The organism is Oceaniglobus indicus, assembly GCF_002751875.1.
Lineage (GTDB): Bacteria > Pseudomonadota > Alphaproteobacteria > Rhodobacterales > Rhodobacteraceae > Oceaniglobus > Oceaniglobus indicus.
The window spans coordinates 179,011-199,652 of sequence record NZ_NMZM01000004.1 but is presented as its reverse complement, the minus strand read 5'-3'; the positions used below and the strand labels follow the sequence as shown (position 1 = coordinate 199,652).

The following is a 20,642-nucleotide window of genomic DNA, read 5'->3' as shown; positions in this document are numbered from 1 at the left end:
TCACGATTTGTCCTTCAGTCCCATTAGCGCTGCGGCGAAGGGATTGTCGGGGTCGATCTGTTTCTCGCGCCGGGCCGGTCGGGCCTCGAACGACTTGGCCGGTTTCGTATCGGCGCCACCGCCACGGGCAGGCTTGCCACGGGGCGCCTTGTTGCGGCCCTGCTGAGGCTTGTCGCCGGCGCGCCCATCGGGACGGGTGCGCTTGTTCCTCGCGGCGCCGGGGCCTTCGCGCCGGTTGCCGCCCCAGCGGAAGGTATAGAAGACCTCGGTTTCGGTCGGTGCCGTTTCCGTCCCCGTTACCGACGCCTGCGTCATGTCATCGGGCAATCCGGTTTCCGGCTGCGCCGCGTCGGGCGATTCGCCGGGGCGGTCGACGTTCTGCTGTCCCGGCATGTTCTGACGCTGATCGGTGTCGAGTGCGGCGGCCAGATCCGGATCGCCGGGACGCTCCATCGCGATATCTGTCGCCAGGCTTTCGACGTCGACTTCGGCGGGATTGACGGGCATCTCCTCGGGTGCGGGCGCGCTGCCGGCGGGTGGGATCAGCGGTGCGTCGTCCGGCACGGTATCGGGGGCCTCGACCGGCGGCCCCTGAGGGGATTCGTCGGGCGCCTGACCCGGAAGTTCGGCAGGCGGTTCAGCCGGTGTTTCGGACGGCTGATCGCCCGGCGCTTCGTCAGGCGCGGGTGCCGGCGGATCCTGGGGCACGTCGGTCAGGGGCGTGTCTGCCGCCTTGGGCGCTGCCTTGACCTTGGGGCGTTCGCCCTTTTCGGCGCGGTAACCCAAACCCTGCATCAGTCCGGCGAATTGCTCCAGCGTCATGCCGGTGATCGACAGCATGTCGGCCTTCGCCTCGAACCCGGCACGGCTGTTTTCGCCGCGCAGCATGTCCGCCAGCCGCTCAAGCATGTCGATGCGAATCGCCCGTTCGCCCGCTGCGCGATACCCGGACATCAGGTGTGCGCCCTCGGGCAGGCTGGCATTCACCGGGATCGTCACCAGGCCCGGCGGCGGACTTTCGGGGAAATCGTCCAATCCCTTGGACAGCGACCACAGCACCAAGCGCAGGCGCGTCGGTGCAGGTTTCAGCAGCAGGGGCAGGAAAATCGTGAACTGGCCGAAGCGGATGCCATGCTTGCGCAACGACGCGCGCGCGTCCTGGTCCAGCTCCTTGACCTCTCCGGCGACAGACTCGCGGGGAAGAACCCCCATCGTCTCGATCATCCGGAAGGCAAAACCGCGCGCCAAGCCGGCCAACGTCTCGTCGCGCTGCATCGCCAGCAGCGGCTCGAACAGGGTCGAGACGCGCCGGTCGATGAAATGTTGCAACCGGCGCTGCACCTTCTGCGCCACCTCGGGTCCACCTTCGTCGTCCACGAAGGCTTCGACACCGGGCTTCATCGGATCCGAGCCGGCGACCAGCTTGCCCACCGCCATGTCGCCCCACATCAGGCCGCCCTGTTCGGTAAAGTCGATTTCCGTATCCGGAGCGTTATAGAACCGGTCGGCGCGCAAGTGGAACTCGGGCTTCAGCGCCGCGATTGCCGCCTGGCGCAGGGTTTTCGCCTCGTCAGGCGAGGCGGATTGGTCCTGGTGGAACCGGAAGCCCTGCAAGCGTCCCAATGCCTGACCTTCGACGGTCACTTCACCCTTATCGTTCACCTCGGCCACAAGGCTCTCCTTTTGCTTGAGCCGGCGCAACAGCACGGACGTGCGCCGGTCCACAAATCTCTGCGTCAGCGCACTGTGCAATGCGTCCGACAGACGGTCTTCTACGGCACGGGTTGCCCCGCGCCAATGGCTTTCGTCATCAACCCAACCCTTGCGCTGTGCAACATACGTCCACGTCCGGATAAAGGCCAATCGCTTGGACAACGCGTCTATGTCGCCATCGGTTCGATCGATCCGCTTAATTTGTCGTGCAAGCCAATCGTCGGGCACCCGACCCCATTCGCACAGGAACCCGAAGATGCGTTCCAGCATGTTGGCGTGCTCACCCTTCGAGATACCCCGGAAGTCGGGAATCCGGCACACATCCCACAACAGCCGCACCCCCCTGGCGTCGGTGCAGCGGGCTGCGACCTCGGGGATGTCGATCAGCGTCTTCAACGCGGTCAGATCGTCGGCTTCGCGCGCGCGCGCCAGCCAGTCGGCATCGCCCGGCTCAAGCAGGCCGGGTGTGTCGCAGGGCGCTTCGAGGCTGCGGATCAGGGCGTGCGCGGTGCCGAATTCCAGCCGCGCGTTGCGCCATTGCAGGCGTTTCAGCGGGGTGAACCGGTGGTCGGTGATCGCCTGGACCACGCCTTCGTCCAGCGGCGGCGCCTCGCCCGTCACGCCGAACGTGCCGTCGGTCATGTATCGGCCGGCCCGGCCCGCGATCTGCGCCAATTCGTTCGGCGCCAGCGTGCGCATCCGCCGGCCGTCGAACTTGGACAGGCCGGAAAAGGCCACATGCCCGATGTCCAGGTTCAGCCCCATGCCGATGGCGTCGGTGGCGACCAGGAAATCCACGTCGCCGTTCTGATACATCTCGACCTGCGCGTTGCGCGTGCGTGGCGACAGCGCGCCCATAACAACGGCCGCGCCACCCTTCTGGCGGCGAATCAGCTCGGCGATGGCATAAACGTTGTCGACCGAGAATCCGACGATGGCGCTGCGCGGTCGCATCCGCGAAATCTTCTTGGCTCCGGTATAGATGAGGGTCGAGAACCGCTCGCGGCGCAGGAACTGGGCCTTGGGCACCAGCGCCGCGATGGCGCCGCGCATGGTTTCGGCCCCCATGAACAACGTCTCGTGGGTGCCGCGACTGCGCAGCAGGCGGTCGGTGAACACGTGACCACGCTCGGGATCGGCGCACAGCTGGATTTCATCGATCGCCAGGAAATCGGCGCCCATCCCCTCGGGCATCGCCTCGACCGTGCAGACCCAGTATTGGGCGCGCTCGGGCACGATCCGTTCCTCGCCGGTGACAAGGGCCACCACCGACGGGCCGCGCGCCGCGACGATCTTGTCATAGACCTCGCGCGCAAGCAGGCGCAGCGGCAGGCCGATGATGCCCGTGCGATAGCCCAGCATCCGATCGATGGCATAATGCGTCTTGCCGGTGTTGGTGGGTCCGAGAACGGCGGTGATCCGCCCTGACGTGTCCATGGCTGTTCTTTCGATGGCCGCGTTCGGGGGCAACAGACAACAAAGTGCCGCCGCTCACAAGGCGGGGGAGCGGGGAATGTTCAGATCTGCACACCATCGGCCAGCGTGCCCAGGCGCAGCACGGCCTGTGCGGCGTGTTCATCGTTCGGGTTGATGTCCAGCACCCGCCGCCAGGTCGCCAGGGCGTCGGTCTGAAAGCCCAACTCCTCCTGTATCGATGCAAGGCCGGCCATGGCGCCGAAATGGCGCGGGTTCAGGGCAAGGGCGCTGCGGATATCGGCAAGCGACAGGCCATAACGGCCCAGCCGGAAATATGCCGTCGCCCGTGCATTGTATCCTTCGGCGAAGTGGGGCGCGTGGTCGATCAGCGCGCCGAAATGATCGGCGGCCTTGGCGAATTCCTCGGCCTCCATGCTGTCGCGGCCCCGTTTCAGCAGCAAATCCATCGCCGGCGAGCCGGATTTCGACCATTCGGTCCAGATCCGGTCGACGATGGCGGGCGCGGCATCCGCGTCCGCCGCTTTCAGCGTCTCGAACAGCGCGTCCAGATCGCCCTGTTGCGCCCGCAGGGGAAGTGCGGCGAAGATCGTGATCGCGAATGCCGCCACGGCACATTTGAGATATTGCATGAACCACCTCATATCAGGTTGGTATAATAGCGCAGAACGCCAGAAACACACCCCGTTTGCCATCACGATAAAGAGGATTTGACATGAGTGACCTGATCAACGACGCCGTCACAACCCTGAACGCGAAGATCGGCGACTTCGACGGATCGGCCAAGTTCGTCATCGAAGACGAAGGCTGCATCATGCTGGACAGCGATGGCGCGCGCGCCGGCGACGAACCGGCCGCAGTCACGATGAACGCCGACGCCGATACCTTCCGCGAGATCATCGAAGGCGATCTGAACCCGACAACGGCGTTCATGTCCGGCCGTCTGACGATCGACGGCGACATGGGCCAGGCGATGAAACTTGCCTCGGCTCTTGCCTGAAACATGAACGCGGCCCCCTTTTACGCCGACATCGCGGATGCACCCGACGGCCCGTCCTGTAACTGGATCACCACCAGCGACGGATTGCGGCTTCGCATGGCGGCCTGGAAGCCGGGGCCGCGCGGCACCGTGCTGCTGTTTCCCGGCCGCACCGAATATATCGAGAAATACGGCCGCACAGCGCGCGAATTTGCCGATCGCGGCTTTGCCATGGTGGCGGTGGACTGGCGCGGCCAGGGATTGTCGGACCGTATCCACGACGATCCCCACAGCGGCCATGTCGACCACTTCCCCGACTATCAGGCCGACGTCGCCGCCATCGTGAGGGCAGCCCGCGCAATGGACACGCCGCGCCCGTTCTATCTTGTCGCCCACTCCATGGGCGGCGCGATCGGCCTGCGCGCGCTCTATGAGGGGCTGGATGTGCCGGCCGTCGCGTTTTCGGCGCCGATGTGGGGCATCACCATGGCTGCGGGCCTGCGTCCGGTGGCATGGTCACTGTCGTGGGCGGGCCGGTCGCTGGGGTTTTCGAACCGCTATGCGCCGGGCACCAACGGCCGCGCCTATGTGTCCGACACCGGTTTCGCCGACAACCTGCTGACCCAGGATCCCGAGATGTGGACCTATATGCACCGCCAGATCGAGGCGCATCCCGACCTGATCATCGGTGGCCCGTCGCTGCATTGGCTGCACGAAGCGCTGAGCGAGACACGCGCGCTGGCCGCGCGCCCGTCGCCCGATGTGCCCGCGCTGACCTGGGTCGGCGACTGCGAGGCGATCGTCGATCGCACACGGATCGACGCGCGCATGGCGCACTGGAAGAACGGCACCCTGGAGGTGATCCCGACCGCCCGGCACGAGGTGATGATGGAGACGCCGGCGATTCGCGCCCGGTTCTTCGACGCCGCCGCCGCCCTGTTCACCGCCAACGGCTGAGCGTGACCCTTAGCGGCGTCATCGCGGTGTGGCTGATCCTGATCAACGGGATCACCGTCGCGGCATTCGGTATCGACAAGAGGCGCGCCGAGATGCGCGAATGGCGCATCCCGGAACATACGCTGCTGAAACTTGCACTGATTGGCGGCTCGCCCGGGGCGAAACTGGCGCAATGGCGGTTTCGCCACAAGACGCGCAAACGCCCGTTTGCCGGACGCCTGAACCTGATCGTCGCGCTTCAGATCGCGGCCCTTGCGGCATGGATCGCGCTGGGGTGGTGACCTCAGGGCGCGAACACTTCCTGGCGCTGGCGTCCCAGCACGCCCACCTCGGCCTCGACCACATCACCCGGCTTCAGATAGACCTGCGGACGCCGCCCCATGCCGACGCCGGAGGGTGATCCCGTGGCGATGATGTCGCCGGGATGCAGCGACATGAATTGCGAGACATAGGATATCAGCCGCACGACCGGAAAGATCATGTTCGAGGTGTGTCCGTCCTGCATGATCTTGCCGTTCACCCAGGTCCGCAGCGTCATGTTCTGGGGATCGCCCGCCTCGTCCGGCGTGACCAGCCAGGGGCCGACCGGCCCGAAGGTATCGGCGGATTTGCCCTTGGTCCACTGGCCCGCGCGTTCGATCTGAAACTCGCGATCGCTCAGGTCGTTGACGGTGACATAGCCGGCCACGTGGCTCAGCGCGTCGGCCTCGGTGATGTTCTTGCCGTGGCGGCCGATGACGACGCCCAGTTCGACTTCCCAATCCGCCTTCTGCGATCCTTTCGGCAGATCGATGCGATCGGTCGGACCGCACAACGCCGACGTCGCCTTCAGGAAGATGATCGGCTCGCGCGGGGGCTGCATGCCGTTTTCACGGGCGTGATCGGTATAGTTCATGCCGACGCAAATGTATTTGCCGACATGGGCCACCGGCATTCCCAGGCGCGGTGTGCCGTCCACCAGCGGAAACTGGCGCGGGTCGATTGCATCAAGCCGGTCCAGCGCGGCGCCCGCCAGGTCACCGACGGAATCCGAGATGTCGCGCAGGGCGCCGTTGTCGTCGAGAACGCCGGGCCGTTCTGACCCGACTGCACCGAACCGCAGAAAACGCATATCAATCTCCGAGACCAACGCGCGGACAAGACGGCAGGCACGCCGGAACGTCAAGTCATGGGCGCGCAAAATGCCACCGCGCGCCGCGCCGGGCCGATGGCGTCAAAGCCGGATTTCGTCGAACCCCCGATACAGCACCTCGGACCATGCCGCGCGCATCCGGTGGAACGCCGGATCGTCCGGCTCGATCCGGCGCTGCCGGGCGACCTTCATCTGGTCCGCCTCGATCACCACCAGGTCCAGCGGCATGCCGACAGACAGGTTCGAGCGGAGGGTCGAATCCATCGAAAGCAGAACCGCCTTCTGCGCGTCGACCAACGAGGTGTCCATGTTCACCACCCGATCGAGAATCGGCTTGCCGTACTTGTGCTCGCCCAGCTGAAGAAACGGGGTGTCCGATGTCGCTTCGATGAAATTGCCCTCGGGATAGACCAGGAACATGCGCATCGCACCACCGCGCCGCTGGCCCGCCACCAGCACCGTGGCCGCCGCATTCTGCGACATGGCGTTCATTCTGGCCGAGATGTCGCCGGCCGCGTCCGACAGGGTGTTCCCGACGATTTCGGCCACCTGCAACATCGTCTCGGCCTGCATGATCGACGGTCTTGCCGCCCCTTCGGCCGCGTCGATCCCGTCGCGCAGGCGCGCGATGACAGCTTGCGTCACCGACAGCGATCCGGCCGTCATGATCGCGACGACCCGTTCACCGGGCTCCTCGAACGTGAACATCTTGCGATAGGTCGAAACGTGATCCAACCCGGCATGGGTGCGCGTGTCCGACAACAGGACCATGCCCGCGTTCAGCAACATTCCCACGCAATAGGTCATCTCATCACCGCCGTCCTGATCCAAGCACGTGCCGCGCCCGGCGAACCCGGCTGCCAAGCGGTCGTGATGGATCACTGCACACCGCCCTTCCCAGGGCGTCAAGGCGATTGGCGCATCCGGGGCCCAGACGTCGGCGGCCCGAAACGTCATCGACAATACCCGGCGCCGGACAATCCCGCCGTCCCGCTGGCCGGGCGACGGGCGCGCCCTATCTGGCGTTTCATGGCCGACGCGCTTCTCACCTTTACCGATCGCGGTATCCACTGCCCCGCTGGCGATTTCCACATCGACCCGTGGCGTCCGGTCGATCGCGCGCTGATCACCCATGGCCACGCCGACCATGCCCGCCCCGGCCACGCGCGGTATCTGGCCACCGCCGCCGCGGCCCCCGTGATGCGTCACCGGCTGGGCGATATCCACCTTGAAACCGTGCGCTATGGCGAACGCATCATGTTCAACGATGTGGCCGTCTCGTTCCATCCCGCCGGCCATGTGCCCGGCTCGGCGCAGATCCGCGTCGAACGGGGCGGCGAAATCTGGGTCGCCTCCGGCGATTACAAGCTTGAGAACGACGGTTTGTCCGAACCATTCGAGCCGGTCAGATGCCACGCCTTCATCACCGAAAGCACCTTTGGCCTGCCGGTATTCAAGTGGAAGCCACAGGCCGAAACCGCCCGGGCGCTGAACGCGTGGTGGGCGGCCAACGCGGCGAACGGACAGGCGACGATCCTCGGCGCCTATGCGCTGGGCAAGGCGCAGCGCCTGCTGTCGTTGCTGGACCCCGACATCGGTCCGATCCTGACCCATGGCGCGGTCGAAAACACCAACGCGATCATGCGCGCCCAGGGAATTGCCCTGCCCGACACCACGCTGGTGACGCCCGATCTGAAGCCCAAGGATCATCCCGGCGCCCTGATCCTGGCCACGCCCTCGGCCCTCGGCACGCCTTGGGCGCGACGGTTCGCCCCCGCCTCCAGCGGTTTCGCAAGCGGCTGGATGGCGCTGCGCGGGGTGCGCCGCCGTCGTGCCGCCGACCGCGGCTTCGTGATGTCCGACCATGCCGATTGGAGCGGTCTGAACCAGGCGATCCGCGAAACCGGGGCCGAGCGGATTTTCGTCACCCATGGATACACCTCGATCTTCAGCCGCTGGCTGGCGGATCAGGGATACGACGCGGCGGTGGTGCAAACCGACTTCGGCGGTGAATCCCTCGATGGCGAGGATGCGGCATGAGCGCGCGCGCCACATCCGCGGGCGGCACCCCATGAACCGCTTTGCCGCCCTGTTCACCCGGCTGGATCAGACCACGAAGACAACGCTGAAGGTCGCCGCCCTGGCGGATTACCTGACCGAGGCGCCCGAGGATGACCGCCTGTGGACCATCGCGCTTTTGTCCGGACGCCGGCCAAAACGCACCGTCACCACGGGCCTGCTGCGCACCTGGGCCGCCGAACGCGCGTCGATCCCCCTGTGGCTGTTCGAGGAATCCTATCCCATCGTCGGCGACCTGGCCGAAACCATCGCCCTGATCCTGCCGCCCCCGTCCCATGCGACGGACCTGTCGCTGAGCCACTGGATCGGCGTGATCCGCGGACTGTCGGCACTGGACGAACCGGCGCGAAAGCGCGCCGTTCTCGCCGCATGGGACCAGATGGAAACGACCCAGCGCTTTGTTTTCAACAAGCTCATCACCGGCGGCTTCCGCATGGGCGTGTCGCAGAAGCTGATGACGCGCGCACTGTCCAAGGCCACCGGCATCGACGAGCCGGACCTTGCCCATCGCCTGATGGGAAACTGGACGCCCGAGACACAATCCTTCGAAAGCCTGGTGCTCACACCCGACCCCTCGGCCGACCTGTCTAAACCCTATCCGTTCTACCTCGCCTATCAGCTCGATGATCCGCCCGACGCCCTGGGCGACCCCGCGCAGTGGGCTGCCGAATGGAAATGGGACGGCATCCGTGGGCAACTCATCGTGCGGCAGGGGCAATTCCACCTCTGGAGCCGGGGTGAGGAGCTGATCACCGACCGCTTTCCCGAATTCGCCCGCGCCGCCGATCACCTGCCCGACGGCACGGTGCTGGACGGCGAACTGCTGGCCTGGAAGGATGGAAAGCCGATGCCGTTCAACGCCTTGCAGAAACGTCTGGGGCGCAAGACGGTGCCGAAGAAACTGCTGGCCGAGGCGCCGGTGATCCTGCGTGCCTATGACCTGATCGAACACGGCGGCGAGGATATCCGCCAGACCCCCTTCATCGAACGTCGCCAGCGGCTGGAAACACTTGTCGGGTCCGTTCCGTCCGACGCGCCGCTGCGGCTGTCGGAACGCATTCCCTTCACGGATTGGTCGCACCTTGCAAGCCTGCGGCAAACCTCCCGTGACCGCCATGCCGAGGGGCTGATGCTGAAACGCAACGACAGCCCCTACCGCGACGGGCGCAAGAAGGGCGATTGGTGGAAGTGGAAGGTCGATCCGCTGACCATCGACGCCGTGATGATCTATGCCCAGCAGGGCCACGGCCGGCGCGCCAACCTGTTCACCGATTTCACCTTCGCCGTGCGCGACGGCGAAAATCTGGTCCCGTTCACCAAGGCTTACAGCGGCCTGACCGACGCCGAATTCAACCGTATCACCGCCTGGGTCCGCAAGAACACGCTGGAACGTTTCGGACCGGTGCGCCGGGTGAGACCCGAACATGTGTTCGAGATCGCCTTCGAAGGCATCCAGAAATCACCGCGGCACAAATCCGGCGTCGCGCTGCGCTTTCCGCGCATGTCGCGCTGGCGCCATGACAAACCCGTGTCCGAAGCGAACACCCTGGCCGATCTCAAGGACATGCTGGCCGCCTATGGCTGACGTCCCTGGCTTCTTGCCGACCGAAATACTCCCGCCGGAGGCGTCGACACTGGCAACCGGCGACCACGCCTCATATGTTCCCATCAACCCAAGCAAAGAGGCCCCCATGCAAACTCCCGTCTTCGACGCCAACGCGCCCCATGGTCAGGACTTCGGCGATCTTCCCGAGTGGGATCTGACCGATCTCTACCCGGCCGAGGATGCGCCCGAACTGACGCGCGATCTGGACTGGCTGGAAACCGCCTGCGCCGATTTCGCCGCCACATACGAAGGCAAGCTGGCGGATCTTGACGCCGCGGGGATGCTCGGGTGTGTTCACGCCTATGAAAAGATCGACGGCGTCGCCGGACGCATCATGTCGTTCGCGGGGTTGCGGTATTACCAGAACACCACCGATCCGCACCGGGCCAAGTTCATGTCCGACATGCAGGACAAGATCACCACGTTCACCACGCCGCTGGTGTTTTTCTCGCTCGAAATCAACCGCATCCCCGACGCCGATCTCGAAGCGCTGTTCACCGCGAACGGCGATCTGGCCCGCTATGAACCGGTGTTCGCGCGGCTGCGCGCCATGCGCCCCCACCAGTTGTCGGATGAGCTTGAGCGGTTCCTGCACGACCAGTCGACCGTCGGTGCCGCCGCCTGGAACCGTCTGTTCGACGAAACCATTGCCGGCCTGACCTTCGAGATCGACGGCGAGGATCTGGGCATCGAGGCCACGCTGAACCTGCTGACAGATCCCGACCGTGCCCGCCGCGAAATGGGCGCGCGCGAACTTGCCCGGGTGTTCGGCAAGAACATCGCGCTGTTCGCCCGGGTCCACAACACGTTGGCCAAGGAGAAGGAGATCGAGGATCGTTGGCGCAAGATGCCGACGCCCCAGACCGGGCGTCACCTTGCCAACCACGTCGAACCCGAAGTGGTCGAGGCGTTGCGCAACGCCGTCGTTGCCGCCTATCCCCGCCTGTCGCACCGCTATTACGAGCTGAAGCGAAAATGGCTGGGTCTCGACACGCTTGAGGTCTGGGACCGCAACGCCCCCCTGCCGCTGGAAGATCCCAAGACCGTCGGATGGGATCGCGCGCGCGAGATGGTGATGGATGCCTATGCGGATTTCTCGCCCGAAATGGCCGATCTGACGACGCCGTTCTTCGAAAAGGGCTGGATCGATGCGGGCGTGAAACCCGGCAAGGCCCCCGGTGCCTTTGCCCATCCAACCGTCACCGACGTGCACCCCTACGTGATGTTGAACTACCTTGGAAAACCGCGCGACGTGATGACACTGGCCCATGAACTGGGCCACGGCGTGCATCAGGTGCTGGCCGCCGATCAGGGCGAATTGCTGGCGTCGACCCCCCTCACGCTGGCCGAAACCGCCAGTGTGTTCGGCGAGATGCTGACCTTCCGCAAGCTGCTGGCCAGCGCGCAGACCAAGGCCGAGCGCAAGGTCCTGCTGGCCGGCAAGGTCGAGGACATGATCAACACCGTCGTGCGCCAGATCGCGTTCTACGATTTCGAATGCAAGCTGCACGAGGCGCGGCGCGGTGGCGAATTGACCCCCGATGACATCAACGCGCTGTGGATGTCGGTGCAGGGCGAATCGCTGGGCCCGGCGTTCAGCTTCATGGACGGATATGAAACCTTCTGGGCCTATGTGCCGCATTTCGTCCACTCGCCCTTCTACGTCTATGCCTATGCCTTCGGTGACGGGTTGGTGAACGCCCTTTATGCGGTTTATGAGGAAGGCAGCCCCGGCTTTCAGGAAAAGTATTTCGAGATGCTGAAAGCCGGCGGATCCAAGCACCACAAGGAACTTCTGGCGCCCTTTGGCCTCGATGCGTCGGACCCGGCGTTCTGGGACAAGGGGCTTTCGATGATCGAAGGTTTCATCGACGAATTGGAAGCCATGGAGGATTGATCCCCTGATGCATCCGGTGGCGTCCCAGGGCGCGCCGGATGCATCTTATTTATGCCAAATAGTCGCGTTAACCTTTCACCGTTGATCGAAAGCGGATCGGAGCGCGACCCATGGACCCCTTGTTTCTCGGAAATATCGCCGCGCTGATCGGATTGCTGTCGGCGTCTTTCCTGGATTTCGGATCGCTTCTGGGGGACGACGACGAGTCTGCCGACGATACCCCGCCCGACAACGCGCAACCGACGATCGTGCCGCTCGACTTTCCGGGGACCGAGGGCGCCGACAGCTTCACGTCGGTGTCCGATGCCGATGCCCGCTATGACCTGTTGGGCGGCGACGACAGTGTGGCGGCCGGGTTCGGCGACGACACGATCAATGCCGGCGCCGGCGACGACAGCGTGCAGGCGCGGGTGGGCGATGACCTTGTGACGCTGGGCGACGGGAATGACACGGCCGCCGGCGGTTTTGGCGACGACACCCTTGCCGGCGACGCGGGCAACGACAGCATCCTTGGCGACTCGGGCCGCGATTCGATCAGCGGTGGTTATGGCGACGACACGCTGGAAGGCGGTGACGACGACGATACGCTAAACGGTGACGCGGGCGACGATCTGCTTTACGGGGGGGCCGGGGCCGATCTGTTGCGCGGCGGTGCGGGCGACGACACGCTGAACGGCCTTTACGATGACACGACCCTGTCGCGCACCGTCGATCCCGATCTGGCCGACACGCTTGAGGGTGGCGACGGCGACGACCGTCTGATCCTCGGCGCCGCCGACACCGCGACCGGCGGCACCGGCAACGACCAGTTCGTCCTGGACGACGCCATCGGCCAACCCGACGCCGACGCCGACGCCGACACCGCCGGCCCCGCTGTCATCACCGATTTCGATGCCGACGACGACATGCTAGTGCTGGAATACGACGGCGACACGATGCCGGAGCTGACCATCGAAATGACGGCGGCCACCGACACGACCCAAGCGGCCGCCGTGATCCTGGCGAATGGTCAGGCGGTCGCGCAGCTGCCGGGCATCGAGGATCTGACCCTGGCACAGATCGAACTGGTGCGCGTCTGAGTCGGCTCAGCCTGCCGCGAACGCCATGTCGATCATCCGCTGCGTGCCACGGCTGAACTCCAGCGGACAGGGATAGGGCGTGCCGTCGCGCAAGGATCGCCCGAACGCCTCGACCTGCAGAACATACTGGTTCACGGCGGGAAAGCGATGGGTCGTCACTTCCATTGCCGCGTTCTCGATCTCCAGTTGCGCCTCGCAGAAGACCCCGGCGTTGAACGGCCCCTTCACCGTCATGCGCCCCTTGTCGCCATGGAACGTCATGCGCTGGCTGGGGAACATCCGGGTCGACACGACGCAGTTGTAGCGGAACCCCGGAAAATCAGCACCGATGTGCGCGAAGGTGTCAACGTCGTTCTCGAACGTCAGCCTTGCGTCGACGCCCGAAGGCTCGGCCCCCGTCACGAACCGCGCCGACCCGAAGGTATAGACCCCGATATCACGCAGTCCCCCACCCCCGGTTTCGGGACGGTTGCGGATATTCTCCATGTCGGTGTTGTTGTAGGCAAAGACACCATCGACATACATCAGCCGGCCGATCGCGCCTTCGGCATACAGCCGTTGCGCCAGTTGCCAGTTGGGATGGTGCACGATCATATAGGCTTCGGCCGCCAGCTTGCCGGCCGCATCCCGGGCCGCGATCAGATCGTCGAAGTCGGATTCGACCATGGCAATCGGCTTTTCGCACAATACATGCTTGCCCGCGGCCAGCGCCTTTTTCGTCCATTCCACGTGCAGATGGTTGGGCAGCGGAATGTAAACCGCATCGATTTCGTCATCCGCAAGAAGCGCATCATAGCTGTCATGAACGCGCAGGCGGGGCTGAAACGCGCGAAACCCGTCGGCCTTGTCGGGCGACGACGTGGCCAGCGCCACCAGATCCGCGCCCTTGGCGGCGTGAATCGCCGGACCCATGTGCTGACGCGCGAAGTTCGACGCCCCCAGTATGCCCCACCGAATGGCCTGTTCCATGCTGTCCTCCCAAACACCTTGACCACAGCCTAGGCATCCGCTGCGACGAAGGAAATGCCCGGGACAAAAAAGAAAACGCCGCCCCGATCCGATCGGGCCGGCGTCATCGAAACCATCGGTGGCGGGATCAGGCGGTCGCCATCATTCCCTTTTCGCGCGCCAGATCCTTCATGCGCTTTTGCAGCTTCTCGAACGCGCGCACCTCGATCTGGCGAATCCGCTCGCGGCTGACGTCGTATTGCCCGGACAGTTCTTCCAGCGTGACGGGCTGATCCTCCAGCCGGCGCTGCATCAGGATGTCTTTTTCGCGATCGTTCAGCACATCCATCGCTTCCAGCAACAGCGCACGGCGCGTCTCCAACTCATCGCGCTGCTCGTAATCCGTCGCCTGGTCGGCGTCCTCATCCTCGAGCCAGTCCTGCCACTGCGCGGCACCCTCGCCATCCTGCGAGATCGTGGCGTTCAACGACGCATCGCCCCCCGACAAACGCCGGTTCATCGAAATCACCTCGGCCTCGGTCACGCTGAGGTCGTGGGCGATCTTGGCCACGTGTTCGGGACGCAGGTCGCCGTCCTCCAGCGCGCCGATCCGCGCCTTCGCCTTGCGCAGGTTGAAGAACAGCTTTTTCTGCGCGCTGGTGGTGCCCAGCTTGACCATCGACCACGACCGCAGAACGTATTCCTGGATCGAGGCCCGGATCCACCACATCGCATAGGTGGCCAGGCGGAACCCCTTCTCGGGGTCGAATTTCTTGACCGCCTGCATCAGGCCGACGTTCGCCTCGGAAATCACCTCGGCCTGGGGCAAGCCATAGCCGCGGTATCCCATGGCGATCTTGGCCGCCAAACGCAGGTGCGACGTCACCATCTGGTGCGCGGCGTCGGTATCGCCGTCCTCGGCCCACCGCTTGGCAAGCATGTATTCCTCGTCAGGCTCAAGCATGGGGAACTTGCGGATCTCCTGAAGATACCGGTTCAACCCCTGCTCGGGAGACGGTGCGGGAAGATTTGCATAACTGGCCATGATAGAGTCCCTGTCCTTACCTCATGTTTCGAGGCTTAACATTGCAGATAGTAAACGATTCGGTTCACTTCAAGTGCAGCCCCCTTGTATCACGTTCAAACGTCCCAATGCTGCGTTCCGGTCCGTTCTGACACCGTTTGTCACGCGGATGTGACGGCATCACGCCCGCGCAGCACCGTCAGAAGTTCTGCGAAGTCCGTCGGCACCGGCGAGTCGAACATCATCTCGGCGCCACTGACAGGATGGCGAAACCCCAGCGACGCGGCGTGAAGCGCCTGACGCCCGAACCCATCGACAGCCGCGGCCACATCCGCCCCCAGCGCCTTGGCCGACGCCCGGCGCCGCCCGCCATAGGTCTGATCGCCGACCAGTGCATGACCGGCATGCGACATATGCACTCTGATCTGGTGCGTGCGCCCGGTTTCCAGGCGACAGGCGACAAGGGCCAGCGTGTCGAAGGTTTCGACCACCTCCACCCGGGTGACCGCGTGACGCCCGCCCTGGAACAAAACCGCCTGACGCTGGCGGTCGGTGCGGTGACGCGCCAGATGGGTGGTGATCTTCATCACCGCGCCGGCCTCGAAACTGACGCCGCGCGTGCCCCGCAAACGGGGATCGGCGGCATCGGGCACGCCGTGACACAACGCCAGATAAAGGCGCGCGGCGGTATGCGCCTCGAACTGCGCCGCCAGACCGTGATGCGCCGCGTCGCTCTTGGCCACGACCAGAAGGCCGCTGGTGTCCTTGTCGATGCGATGCACGATACCCGGCCGCTTCGCGCCCCCGACGCCTGACAATTCGCCACCGAAATGGTGCAACAGCGCGTTGACCAGGGTGCCGCCGGGCGTCCCGGGCGCCGGGTGAACAACCATGCCCGCCGGTTTGTCGATCACGATCAGATCGGCGTCCTCGTGCACGATGTTCAGCGCAATGTCTTCCGGGCCGATATGGCTGTCGCGCGCCTCGGGCAATGCGATCTCGACCACGTCGCCCGCCGCCACCCGCGCCTTCTGATCGCACACCATTGCCCCGTTGACGCGCACCGCGCCCTCGGCGATCAGGCGCGCCAGTCGCGACCGGCTCAGGTGCGCCGCCTCTGGCACGTCCCGCGCCAACGCCTTATCAAGACGCGGCGGCGGTGCTTCCGCGATGACGACACGCAGGGATTGGATCGACATGGACGACTCTCCGCTGGACCCCGGACTGAACCGGGGGCTGCACATGCTCAAATGGCTGGTGACCGGATTGACGGCCACCATGATGGCTGGGCTGATAGTGCTGATCTGGCTGTTTGTCACCCGCTTCCCCGATCGCGCCGACGTGCCGTTGCCGGATGCCGTGACGCTGCCGTCGGGCACCACGGTCACGGCCTTCACCCGCGGCCCCGACTGGTTTGCCGTGGTGACGGACGACGATCGCATCCTGATCCTCGATGCGTCCACCGGCACCGTCCGCCAGACCGTGACGATCACGCGCGACGACTAAGCCGGTTTTTTCTTGCTTGAAATACTCATGCGCGCAGCGCACCGCCGAAGGCGGAACAGGCCCGGATTGCCCGGATGCAAAACGATGAGAGGAAAATGGTACCACCTCCTGGTCTCGAACCAGGGACCTCTTGATCCACAATCAAGCGCTCTAACCAACTGAGCTAAGGCGGCACGGGCCTTCATTTAGCTTTCCCGGCCGCACGATGCAAGAGGCGGATTGTCGAAAATCACCTCCATATCAGCGCAAATGCCTTGTCACCGCCCGGTGCCTCGCGATACCCCGGATTGACCTTGAACGGAGGATCCCATGGGTATCAACAAGGAAAGCGACATCACCGCAAATCTTCAGATCGGCCCGACATCGGTCGGCACCGTGCGGCTGTTCGTCGAAGGCGATGGCATCGAAGTGCCGCTGGATTTCGATCCCGACGAAGCCGACGAGATCGCCGAGGAGATCCGCGCCGCCGCCACCCAGGCCCGTGCCTTGGCGGCCAAGCCGCGAAAGTGACCGCGCGCTGAGCCGCGCACCCCTTGGCCCAAGCCGCGTTTGCGGCTTCACGTCGCAAGAATTTTGCGCCATATCGCGGGCGCACCAACCCGGAGGTTCCCATGCACGACATTCGCGCGCTTCGCGACGATCCATCCGCATTCGATACGGCCATGGCCCGTCGCGGTTTGTCCGGCATGGCGGACCAGGTGCTGACGCTGGACGATGCACGCCGGGCCGCGATCCTGGCGGCCGAAACCGCCAAGGCGGATCAGAACGCCGCCAGCAAGCAGGTCGGCGCCGCCAAGGCCGCCGGTGACGACGCGACCTTCGAAACCCTGCGCGCCACCGTCGCCGCCAAGAAGGCCGAAGTGGCCGAGATGGAAACCGAGGCCAAGCGTCTCGATCGCGAGCTGAACGATCTTTTGCTGACCCTGCCCAACATCCTGGACACCGACGTGCCGCCGGGCCGGGATGAGGCCGACAACCTGGAAATCCACCGCTGGGGCACGCCGCGCAGCTTTGATTTCGCGCCGGTCGAACATTATCAACTGCCCGCCGCCCGCGGTCTGGATTTCGCCACCGCCGGCAAACTGTCGGGAAGCCGGTTCGTCGTGCTGCGCGGTGCCATGGCGCGCGTGCACCGCGCCCTGTCGCAGTTCATGCTGGACATCCACACCACCGAACACGGGCTGGAGGAAACCAACGCCCCCGTTCTGGTGCGCGACGAGGCGATGGTGGGCACCAACCAGCTGCCGAAGTTCGCCGAGGACAGCTATCGCACGACCAACGGCTGGTGGCTGATCCCGACCTCCGAGGTGACACTGACCAACTCGGTGCGCGAGACGACGCTGGACGCCGCCGACCTGCCGGTCCGGCTGACGGCCCACTCGCTGTGCTTTCGCTCCGAAGCGGGATCGGCCGGCAAGGACACATCGGGAATGCTGCGCCAGCACCAGTTCGAGAAGGTGGAAATGGTCAGCATCGTCGCGCCCGACGCATCCGAGGCCGAACATGACCGGATGACGGATTGTGCCAAGGCGATTCTCGAACGGTTGGGCCTGCCCTATCGCGTGATGCTGTTGTGCGAAGGCGATACGGGGTTCGGTGCGCGCCGCACCCATGACCTGGAAGTCTGGCTGCCGGGGCAGGACACCTACCGCGAAATCTCGTCCGTCTCGAACACCGGCGCCTTCCAGGCCCGCCGCATGAACGCCCGGTTCAAGCCGAAGGATGGCGCAAAGCCCGAATTCGTCCACACCCTGAACGGATCCGGCCTGGCCGTCGGCCGGTGCCTGATCGCGGTGCTGGAAAACGGGCAACAGGCCGATGGTTCGGTCGACCTGCCTGCCGCGCTGCACCCTTGGCTGGGTGGCAAGACCCGCATCACGGCCGAGGGCGCGCTGGCCTGACGGCGGATCATCCCGTCATGCGCTGTTCCGCACGCCCTTGGCGGCGCCGGGACAGCGCTTGAACCGCCCGGCGTTCACGACCGGCCCTTACTGCACGCGAAGCAAAAGGCAGTTGCCGGCGGGGATGCGTTCTGCCACCAATGCGCCATGAAAGCTGTTCTTGTCCTGATCGTTGCGATCGCCTTTGCCGTGTCGCCATTGCTGACCCCCGACTTCGGCGGGTTCGATCCCGACCTTTATCCGGTGCCACAGTCGGATCCACCCGTGCAACCGGCAGGATACGCGTTTTCGATCTGGGGGCCGATCTATCTGTGGCTTCTGGTCCACGCCGCGTTCGGCGTCTGGAAGCGACGCGAGGCCGCCGATTGGGACCGCACGCGCCTTCCGCTGACGGTTTCGCTTGCCGTAGGGGCGGCCTGGCTGCCTGTTGCGCTGGTCAGCCCCTTGGCGGCGACCGCGATGATCTGGGTGATGCTGATCACGGCGCTGGTCGCGCTTGTTGCCGCGCCGCGCCGCGATCGCTGGTTGGCGCGCGCGCCACTGGGCCTTTATGCCGGATGGCTGACCGCGGCCAGTTGCGTGTCGATCGGATTGGTTCTGGCCGGTTGGGGCTGGACGTCGCAAAGCGTCGCGGCGTGGATTTCGCTGCTGGTGGCGCTGGCGCTGGGTGCCGCGATGCTGCGCGCCCGCCCGGCCCCGGGGTATGGCCTGGCGCTGGTCTGGGCGCTGATCGCCGTGGCGGTGCAGAACTGGAACCGCAACGCCGACCTGGTCGCGCTGGCCGCGGTCGGCGCCATCCTGATTGCCGGTCTCACCGTCGTCGGGATGCGCGCACAGCGCAAGGCCAGGCCGGCCGCCTGACCGTCGCCGGCTTCAACTGTCGGCGCGCCCCTTTCCCAGATGCTTGCGCAACCGTGACGGGGTCGATTTCGTGCGGTTCTTGTAGGGGTTTTCATCCCCCTGCCCGCGAAACCACAATCGGATCGGCGTGCCTGGCATATCGAAATCCAGCCGCAATCCGTTGACCAGATACCGTGAATAGCTGGCCGGCATCTTGTCGGGATAGGAACACATCACCACGAACCCCGGCGGCCGCGTCTTGGCCTGGGTCATATACCGCAGCTTGATGCGCCGCCCGCCCGGTGCGGGGGGCGGATGCGCCTCCATCATGCCGGTCAGCCAGCGGTTCAGATGCGCGGTGGTCACGCGTCGGTTCCAGACCTCGTGCGCCTTGATCACCGCCGCCTGCAACCGGTCCAGCCCGCGCCCGGTCTTGGCCGAGACAGTCACCAGCGGCGCACCCTTGAGTTGCGGCAGAAGGCGTTCGAACTCTTCGCGCAACAGCTTGATCTTGTTCGACTTGTCGTCCTCAAGATCCCACTTGTTGACAGCGATCACCACCGCCCGCCCCTCGCGTTCGGCCAGATCCGCGATGCGCAGGTCCTGCTGCTCGAACGGCACTTCGACGTCCAGCAGGACGATCACGACCTCGGCGAATTTCACCGCCCGCAGGCCGTCGGAGACCGACAGCTTTTCCAGCTTTTCCTGAACCCGCGCCTTCTTGCGCATGCCTGCGGTGTCGAACAGGCGCACGGGCACCGGTCCGTCGGGCCCGGGCCAGTCCATGTTGACCGAGATCGCGTCCCGGGTGATGCCCGCCTCGGGGCCGGTCAGCATCCGTTCCTCGCCCAGGAACTCGTTCACCAGCGTCGATTTTCCGGCGTTCGGACGGCCGACGATGGCCACCTGAAGCGGTTTCGCGCGGGTGGGCACGCGGGGGCCGTCGCTTTCGCCGTCCTCGTCCACGTCGATGTCGGTTTCCGGCGTGTCCGTCGCCGTCGCGGTTTTCAGCGCGGCGTCGAACTGGTCCGACAGGGGGCGCAATTGTTCATAGAGGTCGTTCAGCCCTTCGCCATGTTCCGCCGACAGGCGGATCGGTTCACCCAGGCCCAGCGAATAGGCCTCGATCACGCCACCGTCCGCCGCGCGGCCCTCGGCCTTGTTGGCGGCCAGGATGACGTGGCTGTTCTTCTTGCGCAGGATTTCGGCAAAGACCTGGTCCGCGGGAAGGATCCCGACCCGCGCGTCGATCAGGAACAGGCAGACATCGGCCAGCTCCACCGCCCGCTCGGTCAGGCGGCGCATCCGGCCCTGAAGGCTGTCGTCGGTCGCTTCCTCCAAGCCGGCGGAATCGATCACGGTGAAGCGCAGATCGCCCAGCCGCGCCTCGCCCTCGCGCAGATCGCGGGTGACACCGGGCTGATCATCGACCAGCGCCAGGCGCTTGCCGACCAGGCGGTTGAACAGGGTGGATTTGCCCACGTTGGGGCGGCCGACGATGGCCAGGGTAAAGCTCATGATGCCCTCACGGCGAAGTGGAAGCCCGC

19 protein-coding genes and 1 tRNA gene are annotated in these 20,642 nt (G+C 65.2%); 11 read left to right on the top strand and 9 right to left on the bottom strand.

Annotated features, from left to right (window positions below; translation table 11 throughout):
* Positions 1-3,150 carry a helicase-related protein gene (locus tag CFP68_RS08100; protein ID WP_099826406.1) on the bottom strand — a complete coding sequence of 1,050 codons (3,150 nt, stop codon included), beginning with the start codon at positions 3,148-3,150 and terminating at the stop codon, positions 1-3.
* Positions 3,151-3,230: 80 nt separating this feature from the next.
* A complete protein-coding gene (locus CFP68_RS08095; protein WP_145953417.1) occupies positions 3,231-3,779 on the bottom strand; it encodes a tetratricopeptide repeat protein in 549 nt (182 codons plus the stop codon).
* Positions 3,780-3,862: 83 nt separating this feature from the next.
* Here CFP68_RS08095 and CFP68_RS08090 point away from each other — a divergent pair, with 83 nt between their 5' ends.
* The 3 genes from CFP68_RS08090 to CFP68_RS08080 are packed head-to-tail and all read left to right on the top strand — an operon-like array spanning position 3,863 to position 5,364.
* Entirely contained in the window at positions 3,863-4,147 is a 285-nt protein-coding gene (locus CFP68_RS08090) for an SCP2 sterol-binding domain-containing protein (RefSeq protein WP_099826405.1), read from the top strand.
* A 3-nt stretch (positions 4,148-4,150) separates the two neighbouring features.
* Positions 4,151-5,083, top strand: a complete 933-nt coding sequence (locus CFP68_RS08085; RefSeq protein ID WP_099826404.1) for an alpha/beta fold hydrolase — start codon at positions 4,151-4,153, stop codon at positions 5,081-5,083.
* 2 nt (positions 5,084-5,085) lie between these two features.
* Positions 5,086-5,364, top strand: coding sequence for a DUF1294 domain-containing protein (locus CFP68_RS08080; protein WP_206601897.1), 279 nt, complete (start codon positions 5,086-5,088; stop codon positions 5,362-5,364).
* Positions 5,365-5,366: 2 nt separating this feature from the next.
* On the opposite strand, the gene CFP68_RS08075 is transcribed toward CFP68_RS08080, so the two are convergent.
* Both CFP68_RS08075 and CFP68_RS08070 read right to left on the bottom strand, forming a co-directional pair.
* Positions 5,367-6,194: a fumarylacetoacetate hydrolase family protein gene (locus tag CFP68_RS08075; protein ID WP_099826403.1), complete on the bottom strand. Its 828-nt coding sequence runs from the start codon at positions 6,192-6,194 to the stop codon at positions 5,367-5,369.
* A 102-nt stretch (positions 6,195-6,296) separates the two neighbouring features.
* Positions 6,297-7,022, bottom strand: coding sequence for a proteasome-type protease (locus tag CFP68_RS08070; RefSeq protein ID WP_099826567.1), 726 nt, complete (start codon positions 7,020-7,022; stop codon positions 6,297-6,299).
* A gap of 222 nt (positions 7,023-7,244) precedes the next feature.
* Here CFP68_RS08070 and CFP68_RS08065 point away from each other — a divergent pair, with 222 nt between their 5' ends.
* The 4 genes from CFP68_RS08065 to CFP68_RS08050 all read left to right on the top strand — a co-directional run bounded on the left by CFP68_RS08065 (position 7,245) and on the right by CFP68_RS08050 (position 12,876).
* Complete coding sequence (locus tag CFP68_RS08065) at positions 7,245-8,255, top strand: ligase-associated DNA damage response exonuclease (protein WP_099826402.1); 1,011 nt, start codon at positions 7,245-7,247, stop codon at positions 8,253-8,255.
* A gap of 31 nt (positions 8,256-8,286) precedes the next feature.
* Positions 8,287-9,879 (top strand): ATP-dependent DNA ligase, encoded by a 1,593-nt coding sequence (locus CFP68_RS08060; protein ID WP_099826566.1) that lies wholly within the window; start codon positions 8,287-8,289, stop codon positions 9,877-9,879.
* 106 nt (positions 9,880-9,985) lie between these two features.
* Positions 9,986-11,797, top strand: coding sequence for a M3 family oligoendopeptidase (locus CFP68_RS08055; RefSeq protein WP_099826401.1), 1,812 nt, complete (start codon positions 9,986-9,988; stop codon positions 11,795-11,797).
* A 110-nt stretch (positions 11,798-11,907) separates the two neighbouring features.
* A complete protein-coding gene (locus CFP68_RS08050; protein ID WP_099826400.1) occupies positions 11,908-12,876 on the top strand; it encodes a calcium-binding protein in 969 nt (322 codons plus the stop codon).
* Between the two features lie 6 nt (positions 12,877-12,882).
* On the opposite strand, the gene CFP68_RS08045 is transcribed toward CFP68_RS08050, so the two are convergent.
* The 3 genes from CFP68_RS08045 to CFP68_RS08035 form a co-directional block, all read right to left on the bottom strand.
* Positions 12,883-13,845, bottom strand: coding sequence for a Gfo/Idh/MocA family protein (locus tag CFP68_RS08045; RefSeq protein WP_099826399.1), 963 nt, complete (start codon positions 13,843-13,845; stop codon positions 12,883-12,885).
* A gap of 127 nt (positions 13,846-13,972) precedes the next feature.
* On the bottom strand, positions 13,973-14,869 hold the full coding sequence (gene rpoH, locus CFP68_RS08040; protein WP_099826398.1) for an RNA polymerase sigma factor RpoH: 897 nt from the start codon (positions 14,867-14,869) through the stop codon (positions 13,973-13,975).
* Between the two features lie 140 nt (positions 14,870-15,009).
* Positions 15,010-16,047, bottom strand: a complete 1,038-nt coding sequence (locus CFP68_RS08035; RefSeq protein ID WP_099826397.1) for an RluA family pseudouridine synthase — start codon at positions 16,045-16,047, stop codon at positions 15,010-15,012.
* Between CFP68_RS08035 and CFP68_RS08030 the strand changes: the two genes are divergently transcribed.
* On the top strand, positions 16,046-16,354 hold the full coding sequence (locus tag CFP68_RS08030; protein ID WP_099826396.1) for a DUF6476 family protein: 309 nt from the start codon (positions 16,046-16,048) through the stop codon (positions 16,352-16,354). The genes CFP68_RS08035 and CFP68_RS08030 overlap by 2 nt on opposite strands.
* Positions 16,355-16,450: 96 nt before the next feature.
* Here the strand turns inward: CFP68_RS08030 and CFP68_RS08025 are convergent.
* Positions 16,451-16,527: transfer RNA gene (locus CFP68_RS08025), tRNA-His, on the bottom strand.
* A gap of 136 nt (positions 16,528-16,663) precedes the next feature.
* Between CFP68_RS08025 and CFP68_RS08020 the strand changes: the two genes are divergently transcribed.
* The 3 genes from CFP68_RS08020 to CFP68_RS08010 all read left to right on the top strand — a co-directional run bounded on the left by CFP68_RS08020 (position 16,664) and on the right by CFP68_RS08010 (position 19,116).
* Positions 16,664-16,864, top strand: coding sequence for a DUF6324 family protein (locus CFP68_RS08020; protein WP_099826395.1), 201 nt, complete (start codon positions 16,664-16,666; stop codon positions 16,862-16,864).
* Positions 16,865-16,965: 101 nt separating this feature from the next.
* Complete coding sequence (gene serS / locus CFP68_RS08015) at positions 16,966-18,255, top strand: serine--tRNA ligase (RefSeq protein ID WP_099826394.1); 1,290 nt, start codon at positions 16,966-16,968, stop codon at positions 18,253-18,255.
* Between the two features lie 147 nt (positions 18,256-18,402).
* Positions 18,403-19,116 (top strand): TspO/MBR family protein, encoded by a 714-nt coding sequence (locus tag CFP68_RS08010; protein ID WP_099826393.1) that lies wholly within the window; start codon positions 18,403-18,405, stop codon positions 19,114-19,116.
* A gap of 12 nt (positions 19,117-19,128) precedes the next feature.
* Here CFP68_RS08010 and der read toward each other — a convergent pair whose 3' ends face one another.
* On the bottom strand, positions 19,129-20,613 hold the full coding sequence (der, locus tag CFP68_RS08005; protein WP_099826392.1) for a ribosome biogenesis GTPase Der: 1,485 nt from the start codon (positions 20,611-20,613) through the stop codon (positions 19,129-19,131).
* Between the last annotated feature and the right edge of the window lie 29 nt (positions 20,614-20,642).

Bases quoted from the DNA above. Each gene is read 5' to 3' on its own strand.
- CFP68_RS08010 (WP_099826393.1), top strand. From the start codon at position 18,403: ATGAAAGCTGTTCTTGTCCTGATCGTTGCGATCGCCTTTGCCGTGTCG.
- CFP68_RS08055 (WP_099826401.1), top strand. From the start codon at position 9,986: ATGCAAACTCCCGTCTTCGACGCCAACGCGCCCCATGGTCAGGACTTC.
- CFP68_RS08030 (WP_099826396.1), top strand. From the start codon at position 16,046: ATGGACGACTCTCCGCTGGACCCCGGACTGAACCGGGGGCTGCACATG.
- CFP68_RS08050 (WP_099826400.1), top strand. From the start codon at position 11,908: ATGGACCCCTTGTTTCTCGGAAATATCGCCGCGCTGATCGGATTGCTG.
- CFP68_RS08090 (WP_099826405.1), top strand. From the start codon at position 3,863: ATGAGTGACCTGATCAACGACGCCGTCACAACCCTGAACGCGAAGATC.
- CFP68_RS08020 (WP_099826395.1), top strand. From the start codon at position 16,664: ATGGGTATCAACAAGGAAAGCGACATCACCGCAAATCTTCAGATCGGC.
- serS (WP_099826394.1), top strand. From the start codon at position 16,966: ATGCACGACATTCGCGCGCTTCGCGACGATCCATCCGCATTCGATACG.
- der (WP_099826392.1), bottom strand. From the start codon at position 20,613: ATGAGCTTTACCCTGGCCATCGTCGGCCGCCCCAACGTGGGCAAATCC.
- CFP68_RS08060 (WP_099826566.1), top strand. From the start codon at position 8,287: ATGAACCGCTTTGCCGCCCTGTTCACCCGGCTGGATCAGACCACGAAG.
- rpoH (WP_099826398.1), bottom strand. From the start codon at position 14,869: ATGGCCAGTTATGCAAATCTTCCCGCACCGTCTCCCGAGCAGGGGTTG.
- CFP68_RS08085 (WP_099826404.1), top strand. From the start codon at position 4,151: ATGAACGCGGCCCCCTTTTACGCCGACATCGCGGATGCACCCGACGGC.
- CFP68_RS08035 (WP_099826397.1), bottom strand. From the start codon at position 16,047: ATGTCGATCCAATCCCTGCGTGTCGTCATCGCGGAAGCACCGCCGCCG.
- CFP68_RS08070 (WP_099826567.1), bottom strand. From the start codon at position 7,022: ATGACCTATTGCGTGGGAATGTTGCTGAACGCGGGCATGGTCCTGTTG.
- CFP68_RS08045 (WP_099826399.1), bottom strand. From the start codon at position 13,845: ATGGAACAGGCCATTCGGTGGGGCATACTGGGGGCGTCGAACTTCGCG.
- CFP68_RS08100 (WP_099826406.1), bottom strand. From the start codon at position 3,150: ATGGACACGTCAGGGCGGATCACCGCCGTTCTCGGACCCACCAACACC.
- CFP68_RS08065 (WP_099826402.1), top strand. From the start codon at position 7,245: ATGGCCGACGCGCTTCTCACCTTTACCGATCGCGGTATCCACTGCCCC.
- CFP68_RS08075 (WP_099826403.1), bottom strand. From the start codon at position 6,194: ATGCGTTTTCTGCGGTTCGGTGCAGTCGGGTCAGAACGGCCCGGCGTT.
- CFP68_RS08095 (WP_145953417.1), bottom strand. From the start codon at position 3,779: ATGCAATATCTCAAATGTGCCGTGGCGGCATTCGCGATCACGATCTTC.